At 38.7% G+C, this 14,719-nt stretch carries 17 protein-coding genes; 15 read left to right on the top strand and 2 right to left on the bottom strand.

The window, feature by feature from the left end; genetic code table 11:
* Positions 1-22 precede the first annotated feature (22 nt).
* Positions 23-1,360 (bottom strand): NAD(P)/FAD-dependent oxidoreductase, encoded by a 1,338-nt coding sequence (locus JL001_RS04915; protein ID WP_200975033.1) that lies wholly within the window; start codon positions 1,358-1,360, stop codon positions 23-25.
* Positions 1,361-1,516: 156 nt separating this feature from the next.
* Here JL001_RS04915 and JL001_RS04920 point away from each other — a divergent pair, with 156 nt between their 5' ends.
* The 4 genes from JL001_RS04920 to JL001_RS04935 all read left to right on the top strand — a co-directional run bounded on the left by JL001_RS04920 (position 1,517) and on the right by JL001_RS04935 (position 3,510).
* Positions 1,517-2,224: a YebC/PmpR family DNA-binding transcriptional regulator gene (locus JL001_RS04920; RefSeq protein ID WP_200975034.1), complete on the top strand. Its 708-nt coding sequence runs from the start codon at positions 1,517-1,519 to the stop codon at positions 2,222-2,224.
* A gap of 65 nt (positions 2,225-2,289) precedes the next feature.
* A complete protein-coding gene (gene yjjX, locus JL001_RS04925; RefSeq protein ID WP_200975035.1) occupies positions 2,290-2,862 on the top strand; it encodes an inosine/xanthosine triphosphatase in 573 nt (190 codons plus the stop codon).
* A gap of 95 nt (positions 2,863-2,957) precedes the next feature.
* The gene (locus JL001_RS04930) at positions 2,958-3,272 is read left to right on the top strand and encodes a co-chaperone YbbN (protein WP_200975036.1); all 315 of its coding nucleotides are present in this window, start codon (positions 2,958-2,960) and stop codon (positions 3,270-3,272) included.
* Complete coding sequence (locus JL001_RS04935) at positions 3,253-3,510, top strand: hypothetical protein (protein WP_200975037.1); 258 nt, start codon at positions 3,253-3,255, stop codon at positions 3,508-3,510. Before JL001_RS04930 ends, JL001_RS04935 begins: the two co-directional genes overlap by 20 nt.
* Before the next feature lie 28 nt (positions 3,511-3,538).
* Here JL001_RS04935 and JL001_RS04940 read toward each other — a convergent pair whose 3' ends face one another.
* On the bottom strand, positions 3,539-4,141 hold the full coding sequence (locus JL001_RS04940; protein WP_200975038.1) for a nitroreductase: 603 nt from the start codon (positions 4,139-4,141) through the stop codon (positions 3,539-3,541).
* A 242-nt stretch (positions 4,142-4,383) separates the two neighbouring features.
* On the opposite strand from JL001_RS04940, the gene JL001_RS04945 reads away from it, so the two are divergent.
* The 11 genes from JL001_RS04945 (at position 4,384) to JL001_RS04995 (ending at position 14,558) form a co-directional block, all read left to right on the top strand.
* The gene (locus JL001_RS04945; RefSeq protein ID WP_200975039.1) at positions 4,384-4,818 is read left to right on the top strand and encodes a VOC family protein; all 435 of its coding nucleotides are present in this window, start codon (positions 4,384-4,386) and stop codon (positions 4,816-4,818) included.
* Between the two features lie 66 nt (positions 4,819-4,884).
* Positions 4,885-6,114: an MliC family protein gene (locus JL001_RS04950; protein WP_200975040.1), complete on the top strand. Its 1,230-nt coding sequence runs from the start codon at positions 4,885-4,887 to the stop codon at positions 6,112-6,114.
* A 15-nt stretch (positions 6,115-6,129) separates the two neighbouring features.
* Positions 6,130-7,551 carry a sulfatase gene (locus JL001_RS04955; protein ID WP_200975041.1) on the top strand — a complete coding sequence of 474 codons (1,422 nt, stop codon included), beginning with the start codon at positions 6,130-6,132 and terminating at the stop codon, positions 7,549-7,551.
* A gap of 2 nt (positions 7,552-7,553) precedes the next feature.
* A complete protein-coding gene (locus JL001_RS04960) occupies positions 7,554-8,084 on the top strand; it encodes a GNAT family N-acetyltransferase (protein WP_200975042.1) in 531 nt (176 codons plus the stop codon).
* A 39-nt stretch (positions 8,085-8,123) separates the two neighbouring features.
* Positions 8,124-8,906 carry a LytTR family DNA-binding domain-containing protein gene (locus JL001_RS04965; protein ID WP_200975043.1) on the top strand — a complete coding sequence of 261 codons (783 nt, stop codon included), beginning with the start codon at positions 8,124-8,126 and terminating at the stop codon, positions 8,904-8,906.
* A 95-nt stretch (positions 8,907-9,001) separates the two neighbouring features.
* Positions 9,002-10,141 carry a serine hydrolase gene (locus JL001_RS04970; RefSeq protein WP_200975044.1) on the top strand — a complete coding sequence of 380 codons (1,140 nt, stop codon included), beginning with the start codon at positions 9,002-9,004 and terminating at the stop codon, positions 10,139-10,141.
* A gap of 1 nt (position 10,142) precedes the next feature.
* Complete coding sequence (locus JL001_RS04975) at positions 10,143-10,856, top strand: hypothetical protein (protein WP_200975045.1); 714 nt, start codon at positions 10,143-10,145, stop codon at positions 10,854-10,856.
* A gap of 79 nt (positions 10,857-10,935) precedes the next feature.
* Complete coding sequence (locus tag JL001_RS04980; RefSeq protein WP_192009571.1) at positions 10,936-11,280, top strand: TfoX/Sxy family protein; 345 nt, start codon at positions 10,936-10,938, stop codon at positions 11,278-11,280.
* Between the two features lie 39 nt (positions 11,281-11,319).
* Positions 11,320-12,486, top strand: coding sequence for a nitrate/nitrite transporter (locus JL001_RS04985; protein ID WP_200975046.1), 1,167 nt, complete (start codon positions 11,320-11,322; stop codon positions 12,484-12,486).
* A 200-nt stretch (positions 12,487-12,686) separates the two neighbouring features.
* Positions 12,687-13,298 (top strand): RNA polymerase sigma factor, encoded by a 612-nt coding sequence (locus tag JL001_RS04990; RefSeq protein WP_200975047.1) that lies wholly within the window; start codon positions 12,687-12,689, stop codon positions 13,296-13,298.
* Between the two features lie 171 nt (positions 13,299-13,469).
* A complete protein-coding gene (locus JL001_RS04995; RefSeq protein ID WP_200975048.1) occupies positions 13,470-14,558 on the top strand; it encodes a FecR family protein in 1,089 nt (362 codons plus the stop codon).
* Positions 14,559-14,719: the final 161 nt, after the last annotated feature.

Consider the following 14,719-nt stretch of genomic DNA (forward strand, 5'->3'; position numbering starts at 1 on the left):
AACTATAAGATTATTTTTTCAATTATTCATGTTTTTCCTCCACTAACTCATCTTGCTCCTTAGGCTTCACGTATCTTGGCCTAATTAGTAATCTGAGAGCTGGATCAAAAGACAAATAATTCCAAGCCCAATCCAGAAATATAAAAATCCTGTTCTTGACACCCACGATTGCCATCAAATGGACAAAGAGCCAAGTGATCCAAGCAGTAAAACCCTGGAATTTTATAAATGGTAAATCTACCACTGCAAGTTTTCTCCCCACAGTTGCCATAGAACCAAGATCTTTGTATTTAAACGCTTTGGGCTTTCTATTATCTGCCCAGGCAATAAAATTATTGGCCAGATTATCTGCTTGCTGAATGGCCACTTGTGCCACTTGAGGGTGCCCCCTTGGATAATCTTCATCGGTTTGAACACAGAGATCTCCGACCACATAAATACTCTCTGTGCCAGACAACTGATTAAATTGATTTACTTTAAGTCTACCGTTTGGAATCATTTGTTCCTCTTTCAAACCCTTGATATGGTTTGGCTTTACTCCTGCCGCCCAGAGCAAGGTTCTGGTTTCCAGGCTTTCATGATCTTTGATCTTGATCGTCAAACCATCATAATCCTCCACAGCAGCATTGACCATGATTTCCACGCCCAAATTATCCAAATAAACCACAGCCTTTTCACTAGCTTCTTGTGACATTCCTGCCAAGAGCTTTGGACCAGCCTCTGCCAAGACTACCCGCATGTTTTTGAAGTTCAACTCTGGATAATCTTTTGGGAATACATTGTTCCGCAGCTCGGCAATCGCTCCTGCCAGCTCTACCCCAGTTGGTCCACCTCCCACTATAACCACATTCATCAAAGCCTTTCTAGCTGCTACATCAGCTATGTTAATGGCTTTTTCATAATTGGAAATAATGCGGTTACGGATATAGAGTGCTTCAGAAACGGTCTTCATTGGAGTACTGTACTCCATGATGTTTTTCATCCCAAAATAATTGGTATCTGCTCCCATCGCCAACACCAAATGATCGTAGTCAATATACCCTTGGTTGGTATAAAGGCGCTTTTGTTCCTGATCAACTGCTTGTGCTTCTGCCATTCTAAAAGTAACATTCGGAGTATTGTGAAAAATCCTTCTCAAAGGGAAAGAAATAGCACTCGGCTCTAATGCCGCTGTAGCCACTTGGTAAAATAAAGGCTGAAATTGATGGTAATTGTTTTTATCCAACAAAATCACTTGATACTCAGATTTGATCATCTTACGGGCCAACTTAAGTCCGGCAAAGCCGCCTCCCAAAATGACCATTTTTGGTCTGTTTGATATAGGAAGGTTTGGAATGGGTTGGTATGTGGCAAAGTCCATAATTCGTATGGTTTTGGTTAAAATAGTTAGGGGAGGTTATTTTTGAGTGGCTATACAAATATAAAAAGCCTAGTCATCAAAAGCACTTGTTTGTCAAGGAATGATGAGCCAATTCAAAAGATTTATTATTTTTACGATCCTGAAATGTAAAAGAATATGGGAAGAGCATTCGAATTTAGAAAAGAGAGAAAATTCAAGCGTTGGAGCAAAATGTCCAAAGTCTTTACCCGTCTGGGAAAAGAAATCGTCATAGCCGTAAAAGCGGGTGGTCCTGATCCGGAAAACAACCCTAAGCTTAGGACGGTAATGCAAAACGCAAAAGGTGCTGCTATGCCCAAAGACCGCATCGAAGCGGCCATTAAAAGAGCAAGCAACAAAGACCAAAGTAACTACGAAGAAGTAGTATATGAAGGCTATGCACCTCACGGAGTAGCCATACTTGTGGAAGCTTCTACGGATAATATCAATAGGACTGTAGCGAACGTACGTCACTATTTCACCAAAGGCGGCGGATCATTGGGAACCTCAGGATCTGTGAGTTTCATGTTTGACCATAAGGCTGTTTTCAGATTTCCGCAAGATGATCACGACATGGAAGAACTAGAGCTTGATCTTATTGATTATGGTTTGGATGATATTGACGAAAACGAAGGGGAAATCTATATTTATACGGCATTTGAGGACTTCGGCAACATGCAAAAAGCGCTGGAAGAAAGAAACATTGAGGTAACAAGTGCCGAATTCCAACGTTTTCCGACCACAACGGTTGATCTTACTGAAGAGCAGGAAGAGGAGGTAAATAAAATGATTGAAAGAATGGAAGAGGACGATGATGTAAACCACGTCTTTCATAATATTTCATAAGGAAGCTTATTCCTACAGCCTTTGGACTACACCAAAGGCTTTTTTTATTTTTAAACATCAAGTAAATGGCATTTCCGAAAAGAAAAAATATCCAGAAGCGTGAAAGGCAGCTTCTGGTGGTCGTGGGTAGTCAAAACCCAGTAAAAATCAATTGTACCGACAGTAGTTTTCACAAAGTATTTGAAGAGCACCATTTTGTGGTACAAGGGCTTAATGTAAACTCAGAAGTCAGCGAGCAGCCTTTTGGAGATGCAGAAACTTACAGAGGAGCTTATAACAGGGCAAAAAATGCTAAAAATACTTTTCCAGAAGCCGATTACTGGGTGGGTATCGAAGGAGGAGTGGATGAAATGGGTGAAGATCTGATTGCTTATGCTTGGGTCGTCATCATAGACCAGCAAGGGAATACAGGGAAATCCAAAACTTCCACTTTCTTTTTGCCCAAAGCCATCAGCAATTTGATCAAAGGAGGCATGGAACTTGGGGATGCAGATGATCAGGTTTTCAACCGGGAAAACTCCAAACAAGGGAATGGAGCTGTAGGCATCTTGACTAAAAGCCTGGTAAACAGGCAAGAATATTACGAACAAGCTGTTATACTTGCTTTAATACCATTCGTGAATGAAAGCATCTATTAATTCATTCTATCACCGATAGAATTTATCAATTGGATTTAGGAATTAATTGACGCTACTTTTGTTTCAATAATTAGAAATCGTTAAAACAAAAAGATATGTTACAAGAATTAGATCAGGACAATTTGCAGGAAATCATCACCCAGCATGACAAGGTAATTGTACAATATGGTGCTACTTGGTGTGGGAATTGTCGTATTATGAAGCCTAAAATGAAACGTTTATCTGGCAATTATGAAGAAGTGAAATTTTTGTATGTAGATGCAGAAAAGCTTCCCGAATCCCGCAAACTAGCGCAAGTAAATAACTTGCCTACATTTGCTTCCTTTAAAAATGGCCAACTGGTCAACCAAGCTCAAACCAACAAAGAAGACAACTTAAAAGCATTGATCGATGAGATTGCCAATAATTAAGCACGTACTTACTTTTATAGAAGAAAATGATGAAGATTGGGTAAATGAAACCATTGAGCTGCTTGAAAACATGACAGAAATCGCTTCATTGAAAGATGAAGAACTTGAAGTGATGGGTGAGCTGCTTTCCAATCTTTATGGAACATTAGAGGTAAACGCCATGATCAAAGAAGGCATGGATAAAAAAGAAGCCATGAACACCTTTATGAAAAGGGTCATGGGCTCTATAGACAAATAAAAAAATCCGGGTTGAAGCCCGGATTTTTTTATTTCACCCATTTCACTTTATCTGCAATAGGCTTTCTCCTACCTGCCGGCCAAATATCCAAGTTAGGTTTAGCCACAAAGAAAAATCCCATCAACTTATCCTCCTCTTCCAAACCAAAGTATTCCTTTGCCTCAGGATAAAAAGTTACTCCTCCTGTTCCCCAATATGCCGCCAAACCATGCGCACTTGCAGTGAGGTACATATTTTGAACTGCCATGGAAACTGACGCTACTTCTTCCATTTCTGGCAGACCTGAACCAAGGTCCCTTTTCATCGCTATTGCGATCACATGAGAACATTTCAATGGATTTTGCTGTAATTTTTCATACACAGGAACTTTAAAATTGCCGTTTTTCTCAGCCCTCTCCTTGTACAACTCTGACTGAAACCTAGCCAGTTCTTTAAGTCCCTCACCAGAAAAAACAGTAAATCTCCACGGTTCTGTCAGTTTGTGAGTAGGTGCCCAATTGGCATTTTCCAGCATTTCCTCAATGATGAAGTCCTCAATTGGGTCACTTTCCTTAAACTGGGCCACAAACATGGATCGTCGGTTTCGGATAATTTTATTTACTTCTTCAATATTAAAAACAGGCTTTTCCATAAAAGAAATTCAAAGTTTTGTTTAGTTACAAGTTATCTCTCCGCAAAGGTAGACAATGACGATTCATTCTTTTCCATCCATCTGCATTTTACCCAACTTAGTTTGAACTCTGAAGGTTCAATATCATAAAACTAATAAGCTTAATTTGATGAGAATAAACGAAATTATTTAGTGATTAACATGGCGAAAAGTTAAATTAGTAACATGTTTCATAATATTTCCACACCTTAACCAAATCTAAGATGGCAGCAGTAAATCCTTACCTCACATTCTTGGGCAATTGTGAAGAAGCCTTCAACTTTTACAAATCAGTTTTTGGTGGAGAATTTAGCTATATGGGCAAATTCTCAGATATGCCTCCACAAGAAGGGGTCACGCTTTCGGAAGAAGATAAAAACAAAGTCATGCATGTTAGCTTACCCATAGGCCAGACCATTCTGATGGGCAGTGACACAGGTGGAGAATGGGCTCCGAAAACAATAATCGGTAATAACATAACAATTTCCATCACTGCTGACAGTAAAGAAGATGCTGATCGTTATTTTAGCCAATTGTCAAAAGGGGGAAAAGTGACCATGCCTATGGCGGATACGTTTTGGGGAGATTATTTTGGCATGTTTACGGACAAGTTTGACATTAATTGGATGGTTGGTTTTAACGAAAACAATCAGACTTAATTATATAATTCATGTTAGGTGAGAGTAGCAGGCTCTCACCTATGTTTTTATTTATTTTTCTTTATCATGATGAACCACGCACTGTTATTGAAACTATTGTTAATCGTTGGCCTTATTGTTTCTTGCCAACCAAAATCTACCGATGACCAAAAAAACACCGATTCGCTTCAAGAAATAGAAGAAGGAGAAACCTATCGATATTTAGCAGATGATCAAGAACATTATTACTCCGTAATTTTTCAAAAAAATGACACTTCCCAACACTTAGTTCTGCTGGATGAGACAAACGGCCAACAATATGAACTTCAATCCACCCAAGCTGCTAGCGGGGCCAAATACCAAAATCAGGAAGGCTATTTCTTTTGGATAAAGGGAGAGGAATTCATGTGGGGAAAGGATGATAGCATTTCTCAAAAAGGACATTTGATAGTAGATGAAAAAAAAACTACAAATGAAGCCTCTTTGTTTGACCTATCCCTCCAAGGCAACTATGTAGACGATAGCTATGCCAAGCGTGAAGAAGGCTTTGATTGGGTGGCCATCAGCATCAAAAAAATAAACGCTCATACCATGCGTGTGTCGATCAGATCCAGAGCTGATAAGAAAAAACCAACCTGTACACTTGATGTAAATGCAAACGTCATCAGTGAAAACCAATTAAAAGTCTTCGAGGATGATAAAGCCATTCTTTTTACTTTTGAAAATAACCAGCTTACCATCAGAACAGAAAACGAAGCTGATGATGCATTACTCTACTTTTATTGTTCCGGAGGAGCAAGTATTGGAGGCACTTATTCCAAAATAGACGGTGAGCTAGACCATAAACAAATTGACCCAACACAATATGCAAAAACGCTCAATATGAGCGATCAGATATTTTTCCTGAGTGTTAGAGAAAATCAACTTACAATAGAATCCCCTACCCTAGAGATTGATAAAGGTCCTTATACACAGACTCTGCAAGGAGAAGTGATCAATGCGGAACTTGGAGACTTGGATATTGATAACCAAGCCGAAATATTTGTCTACACCAAAGATGATAAAGGCTTTGGGCATTTGGTAGGTTATTCAGTGAACAATGGAAAATCATTGAGCATGATCAATATGCCAGACATCCAAACTAACCCTGAAGCGAGTGACAGTTATGAAGGTCAAGATGAATTTGCCGTGGTAGAAAGTACTTTAGTACGCCGTTACCCAATTGCAGGAACAGACCAGATGAGACAATTACAATATAAATTGCAAGATGGTGAGGCAGTCAAGCAACTGGTTATCGATAAGATCATTGAATATTAAAGTTTTAATACAAACATGAGCTGGGCAAAAAGCAATCTTCTGACAATCTTCCTGTTATTTATTTCTCTAATTGGCTATTCCCAAACACCCAACATCATTATGATCATGACAGATGATCAGGGATGGATGGATGCAGGATTTAATGGAAATGAAATAATCAAAACCCCAAATATGGACAAATTAGCTTCCATGGGTATGGTTTTTAGTCGCTTTTACAGCGCTGGCCCCGTATGCTCTCCTACCCGTGCCAGCTACATTACCGGAAGAAATCCAGTTCGAATTGGCATTGCAGATGCCAATCAAGGGCATATGAAGCCTGAAGAAATCACTCTCCCTGAGTTGCTCAAAGACAATGGGTATGCAACAGGGCATTTTGGAAAATGGCATTTGGGAACCCTGACAAAAGAAACCAAAGACGGCAATAGAGGCGGAAGGCCAGAACAAGAAAGCCACTATAGTTTACCCAATATGCATGGGTACGACACCTATTTCTGTTCTGAATCCAAAGTAGCCACTTATGATCCGCTTAAAGTTCCTGAGGAATTTGAAGATGGAGAGAGTCTACGCTACGGGTGGAAGGCTATTGATAGAGATAGGCCATCCAAAGCCTATGGCACCTATTATTGGATAGGAGAAGAACAGATCGCCAAGGATAATCTAGAAGGGGATGATGCCAGAGTGATCATGGATAGAGTTTTGCCTTTTATTGACCAATCCCTAAAAGATGACGCTCCTTTCTTTACAAGCATATGGTTCCACACCCCCCATCTTCCTGTAGTCTCTGATACTCGACACAGGGAACTTTATGCTAATCTTAGTTTCGAGAAACAGTTGTACTACGGAACCATTACCGCCTTGGATGAGCAGATCGGAAGACTTTGGGATTATTTGGAAGAACGTGGACTAGCCGGAAATACCCTGATTTTCTTTTGCAGTGATAATGGCCCTGAGGTACAAACTCCAGGCAGCTCAGGAATCTATAGAGGAAAGAAAAGAAGTCTTTACGAGGGAGGTGTTCGGGTACCTGCCTTTGCACTTTGGAAAGGTCATATCAAGGGAGGAACTAGAACAAACTTTCCAGCTGTAACCAGTGATTATTTACCCACTATATTACATCTTTTGGATATACCCTATCCTGACAAGAGACCTATCGATGGAGAAAGCTTCTACCCTTTACTTTTGGGAAATAAGCAAAATAGAACGAAACCTATTGGCTTTATTTATCAAAATCATCAAAGAATATCGTGGGTAAATGAACAGTACAAATTGGTTAGAGACGCACCCAATCGCCCCCTGGAGCTTTATGATTTGATAAACGACCCTAGCGAGAAAGAAAATATTATCCAACAATTACCCTTTATAGCTTCAAAAATGGAAGATGAACTTCAAGAGTGGTTAGGATCAGTGGAAAACAGCAAGAATGGAGGAGATTACTAATTATGGACCTTCAAATTAGACAAGAATTACCTAAAGATAAGGAGCTTGTTTCTGCATTAATTCAAGAGGCTTTTGCCAATGAGCCTATGAGTGATCACCGTGAACAATTTCTTGTAGAACGTTTAAGGAAATCTGAGCACTACATTCCTGAGCTTTCTTTAGTTGCAGTATCCAAAGGCCAAATTTTAGGTCACATTTTACTCAGCAAAATAAATGTTAAAGATAATCACCAATTTCATGAAGTTCTAGCGTTGGCTCCAGTAAGTGTTTTGCCTGAATATCAAAGAAAAGGAATTGGAGGGAAATTAATATCTGAGTCCCATAGAAAAGCCCGAGAAATGAACTTCAAAGGGATATTAGTACTCGGTCATAAGGATTATTACCCTAAGTTTGGGTATAAGGCAGCTGACAATTTTGGAATTTCTTTTCCATTTGATGTCCCGAATGAGAATTGTATGGCAATAGAGCTATACCAAGGTGCTTTCAAAAATATCTCTGGAAAAGTACAATATCCAAAGGAATTTTTTGAATGACGGCAAGCACCTATGTATTCATCAACAGCATGAACCTATTTGAAAAACATACTAAAATATCACCCTAGTTATAACAAGAAATGGGGCCTAACCATTCTTACGGGCTTGTTCCTTTTTTTTGTACTTTATTTCTACGAAGGTTTTGGAATTGAACAAGGGCTATCTTTCTCTGGACACAATCTCTTTATACGGGCTTTAATTTTTGGTTTATTCACTTCTTTAAGCTTTTATATCCATGAATTCCTTTTATCTAAATTCCTAGTCCCCAAAAACAATATTCAAAATGTATTTTGGGCTCTCTTGGAAATATTCATGGGCGCCAATGTCACTTTTTTGTTGTTTAATTATTTCTGGAACTGGACAGAATGGTTCTGGAATGCTTACTTTCTTCTATTGGGAGAATACAGTTCTGTAATGCTCATTCCAGTGATCATGGTATGGCTCTGGGGAAAAACACAAAGAAAGATTGAGGCCGCACACCATATGCTGACCTTTAAATCTGAGAATGGTAAGCATCAATTGAAGCTAAAGGAAGAAAATTTATTGTTTATCAAATCGGAAGACAATTATGTAGAAATCCATTATTTGTCCAATCATAAAGTCAAGCATGAATTGCTGAGAAATACGCTTAAGCGCATCCAGGAACAGAATCCTACCTTCCATTATCTTATTAAATGTCACCGAAGCTATCTGGTCAATTATCAAAATATCCAACAGACACAGTTAGCTAAAAGTAGAATGCTACTTGATCTAGGCCATGATCTATTCATTCCTGTCTCTCCCAAATACATTGAATCGATCACCAAGCTTACAGATCAATAATATTCGCCACATATGGGAATTTTTAACCCCAAAGTCATCCATGGACTTTGTATTCCTACTTTTTGGATATTTCTTGCTTTCAGTCAATGATTGTTATGAAAAAGTCCCTATTACTTTTACTATACATTTCCATTCTATGCTTTAGTTGTGGAAAAGCACTTCAGCGAAGCCATAATTTCACTGTCTCACGGTTGGACAGCCTGATCGTTGCTGAAAATAAAATGGATCAATTCCACGGTTCCATTCTTGTTGGAAGCCAAGATGAGATCATTTACCATAGTGCAATTGGATTGGCAGATCGAAATTGGAATATTCCTGTGAGCTTGGATACTCATTTTGACGTCGCCTCTCTAAATAAGTCTTTCATTGCTGCATTGGTACTCCTGGCTGTGGAAGAAAGTAAGCTTAAGTTAGAAGACAGTTTGAAAGACCTATTAAGCAATTATCAATATCAGGGAAACTTTGACTCCAACATCACCATTCATCATATGCTATGTCATATTTCAGGGCTTCCTGATTATGATTCCGTCAATGATTCGTTGTCCAAGCACCATTTTAAAGCCTTCAAAAGGCTCCACTTTTCTAACAAGGGATATGTGGACTTTATCAGTCAACTTCCTAAAATAGACTTCCCCAACCAGCAGTTTTATTATAGCAATTTTGCCTACCATTTACTTTGTATCATCTTGGAAGATACTTACCACACTTCCTTTCCTGAGTTACTAAAAACAAAAATCTGCCAACCATTGGGACTGGAAAATACCTACTCTACCACCTCCAATGAAACCATATTTCCCGAATTGGCAGAAGCTTATAACTGGAACCCTGATAGTAAAAGCTGGATAAAAAACAATTTCATTGACCTTAGCTTGGGCAGACGTATTTTTTCGACATCTGAGGATCTTTATAAATGGGCAAAGGCCATGAACAACAACCAACTGCTTTCTCCAGCTTCCTTACAGCAAATGCAAACGAACCATCTTGCTCACCTAACTGATCAAATAGCTTATGGATACGGCTGGGCCATATTTGATAGAAAAGGACACTATAAAATGGGAAATCTTGACTTACCTCAACCCTATATCATTCATGGTGGAGCCACCGAGGGCTACAAATCGATGTTGATCAATATTGACCATGGAACTTATATTGTCGCTTTCCTCTCCAATGTAGGTGACCAAACCAATGAAATGACTCTGGCAAAAAAAATAGCGCATATCCTAACCCAACATTAATATGAAAAAGATAATCGTATTAACCATCTGTTTTCTTATGACTCACCTGACAAGCCTATATGCCCAAGATCCTGCTGGCATGTGGGAAGTAGAAAAAGTAATGGTAGGCGATCGACTCTTAACTCCTGTGGCCAAATGGATGAAACTCCACTCAGACCACAGCTACCAATCTGGCAATGGCTGGCTTCAAAACGACATAGGGACATGGCAATATGATGCTAACAACCATCTCCTTTCCATGCATACTAGTATCAGCATCAAAGATGAGTATGAGCCGTTTCAAATAGAAATCACTCAAGATGAAATGACTTGGAAAAGAACAGAAGACGGTATGCAAGTAACTGTTAATCTTAAACGAATAGATTCATTACCATCAGGTACGGCAGATTTATTGCTGGGGCTTTGGGATTTGGAAAAAATAGAGGACCAGGGTCAAGAAGTTACAGCTGAATTTGACCCGGAAAACAAATATTATCTTTTTATGCGCTGGGACAGGATATATTCAGAACGGACTCCAGATGGCCAAAAACAGTCAGGCTACTGGCACATCAATGGACACCAACCAATTATCACCTTACTTCCTCACCAATCAGAACAAACTCCATTAAACTGGCAAGTCAAAGTAAATCAAACATCCCTAACATTAAAGGGGCTATCTGAAATCAACAAATCGAAAACCATGTATTTCACCAGAATTCAAGAATTTCCACAGTAATGTCTATTGATAATACCGGAGATTAGTTGACTAAAGCCTATTAAAAGCTTAAATTACAATCTACTCAAAATGTAATCAAATGGCTTATAATACCTTTTTGGCAGATAGAATCGAACATGTGCTCAGTCATGCAGGCCAACCATTTGAAGCGAAGAAAATGATGGGTGGACTTTGCTTTATGGTCAATGGAAAAATGTGCATTGGCGTTCATGAAGACAGGATCATGGCGAGAGTTGGGCCCGAACAATATGAGGATGCACTCCATCAGGCAGGCTGTATGGAAATGAACTTTACTGGCAAAAGCATGAAAGGTTTTGTCTTTATCGATGGTACCGTAGTGGATACTGAGCCACAACTGGAATATTGGGTGGACAAGTGCCTAAAGTTTAACCCACAGGCCAAGTCAAGTAAGAAGAAAAACTAAGTGAAATGCTTAGCTTTACTTTTCATAGGCTTGTAAAAAATGTCAACAAGAAAAGGTATTCTTCCTCTCATTGTAATCGCCCAGTTTTGCTGCACCTCTCTTTGGTTTGCGGGTAATGCCGTGATGAGAGACTTACTGCTCAATTTCCACCTTGGAGCTGAAACGCTTGCACACCTCACTTCAGCTGTGCAGTTTGGTTTTATTCTGGGAACATTACTTTTCGCTTTCTTCAATATCTCAGACAGGTTTTCGCCATCGAGGGTTTTCTTAAGTTGTGCCCTTTTGGGAGGTGTTTTCAACCTTGGAATACTATGGTCAAACAATACACTGATCAGTTTAATCGCATTTAGGTTTCTAACTGGGTTTTGCTTGGCAGGGATTTACCCGGTAGGAATGAAAATCGCTTCGGATTATTTTGATAAAGGACTAGGAAAATCACTTGGTTTTTTGGTAGGGGCTTTGGTTTTGGGAACAGCCTTTCCTCATTTTCTAAAAGCTTTCTCATTTGGATTGTCATGGGCATATGTCATCATTTTTACTACAGGTCTCGCTATTGTTGGCGGTTTGATGATAGGGATTTTCGTCCCCGATGGTCCTAATAGGCAAGCCGCTGCTAAAGTAGACTTTAATATTGTATTCAATGTTTTCAAAAAACCTGATTTTAAAGCAGCAGCAATAGGTTACTTTGGACATATGTGGGAGCTTTATGCCTTTTTGGCATTTATTCCTGTGATCCTATCTGCTTATAAAACCATCCACCTTTCCGCCTCTTTTGGAATTTCCTTATGGTCATTTATTATCATTGGCATTGGGGCTTTGGGCTGTGTGACTGCTGGCTACCTTTCTGTGAACAATGGAGCAAAAAGGATCGCCTCTAAAGCATTAGGTTCATCTGGACTTTGCTGTATATTTTCTCCATTAGCATTTTTCCAGCCATCTCCGGTTGTATTCCTACTTTTTTTGATCTTTTGGGGATTCACAGTCGTAGCAGACTCACCACTTTTCTCGAGCCTTATTGCCCAAAATGCACCTTCCACAAACAAAGGAACGGCCCTAACTATTGTCAATTGTATTGGCTTCGCTATTACCATTTTCAGTATTCAGCTCCTCAATTTCCTTCACAAAGCATTCTCCCCATCCTATATTTTCATTTTCTTAGCAATTGGGCCAGTGTTGGGTTTATTGGCACTATGGAAAAGAAAATGAACTTTTAGAAACCACTGTTTTTTCTTCACTCCAAATATCAAATGGTATTTTATAAAACACCTTTCTAACCTATTTAAACTCTTTATTAGGATACAAAACTTAGTAAAAATTTTGTCTTTTTAGTTTAAGTTTATTTAAAATTTATTATTTTTAGTAAACATTTCTTATAATGTCTTTCAAAATCTACCCTCTACCTTTCAATGTCATTGCTTCACACTAACATATCAGATTCAAAAATCAATTGCTCTGAGCAGTGGTGGGTAGACTTAATCAATGGAGATAAATCTGGATTAGAAGCAATCTATGACTATTATGTTGATGACCTATATCGGTATGGAATGGCCATTAATAACAATAATAGCCTAATCAAAGACTGTATTCAAGAAGTGTTTATTAGCCTCTGGAAGTATCGAAACAACTTAAAAAAAGGGGTAAATGTCAAGAGCTACCTTTACAGGTGCCTCAGCAATAAAATTCAAAAAGAGATCGTAAAGGATCGTAAAAAATTCCATTCCAACAGCATTGAGAATTTTGAATATTTATTTTTGGTGGATTCATGTGAAAAGAAGATGATTGATAAGCAACTTCTATCTGAACTACAGCAAAAATTATCTACTGGAATTACTTCCCTACCTGATAGACAAAAGGAAGTAATCCACTTGCTGTTTTTTGAAAACAAAACCTATGAGGAAGTTTCCAATATCATGAGCATCAACCTTCGCTCAGTTTATACCCTGGCTTGGAAAGCCATCAGTAAATTAAAGAAACTTATCGCAGCCATATCTTTATTACTTTTCGCTTGCAATTTTTAATCACAATCCCTTCAGCAGCCATACAAACCCTTGCTAATTAATTGAATTTTTAATGCACTAATTCTACTCAAAACCACTAAAAATGAGGTTTTGAAAATATTTCTCTATTTTTTTTAAAATCGAAGGATAACTTTTTTCGATTACTGACTTATATAATTGAATCACTTAATTATGAATAAATCTGAATTTTCAGTAGAAGATTTTGCTTTGGACCCTAGTTTCAGAAAGTGGGTTATAAGCGCTAATCGTGAATTGGATGCCGAGTGGGATGCCTATCTGGCAAAGCACCCACATAAGGTCAAAGATGTCATGCTTGCCAGAAGATTATTGGAAAACATGTCCGAAAAAACCTCCAATATCTCTTTACTGGACAAAAATGAAATATGGGAAAATATCGATCAGGAAATCAGCGATGAGGACCACAGGCAACGGTTTGAAAAAGCAAAAATAATTCCTATCAGTAGCACTTCAATCATTAATAAACATCGAGACAGATCGTTCAACCGTTCCAAACATCAATGGAGAAGAGTGGCAGGAATCTTACTAATTTGCCTGACAATAAGCATCTTAGCAAATGTATTTCAAACTTTAGATGATGAAGAACCCATAAAGGAAATCTCTTACATGGAGTACAGTACTCCGCCTGGGCAAAAATCCACTGTCAACCTAAGTGATGGTTCAGAAGTCATCTTAAACTCAGGCAGTAAAATCCGTTTTGAAAAGAATTTCAATTCAGGTACGCGAGAGATTTATTTGGATGGAGAAGCTTTCTTTGATGTAGCCAAAGACATTACAAGGCCTTTTTTGGTACACACTGGAAAGACCACCACCAAAGCCTTGGGGACTTCATTTAATATCAAATCCTATGCGGGAGAAACAAGGGCAATTTCCTTGGTGACGGGCAGAGTAGTGGTATCGGATAGTACTTCTAGCAGGAAAGTATATCTAAAATCCGGTGATGCCGTGAAGCTAAACCAAGAAACAAGAGAAATGTCCCTGTATCGATTTGACAGAGATCTATCCATTGGTTGGATGGAAAAGAAAATAATATTCAAAGAAACGCCTCTTTTAGAGATGGTGCGGACACTTGAAAACTGGTATGGAGTGGAAATTTCTATCGACCATAAGCCGAAAACCAATTTATTAGTCTCAGGGGAATTTGAAGATGAAAGCCTATCCAATATTCTAAATGGTTTGAGTTATACTGCCCGCTTTAGTTACGAAATAAAAGGAAATGAAATAAAAATAGATTTTAAATAGCACTGCCTATGACTGTAGATTAATCCACTAAAATTCTAATACGAAGAAAAAAGAATCCGAAGCTGCGCCAACAGCCTCGGATTGCATAAGGTATCTGGACAATGAACGACCAAATCCACATCCAGATGATGTTGTATCAAACCGATTATCAATCAATTCAA

The organism is Echinicola sp. 20G, from assembly GCF_015533855.1.
Classification (GTDB): Bacteria; Bacteroidota; Bacteroidia; order Cytophagales; family Cyclobacteriaceae; genus Echinicola.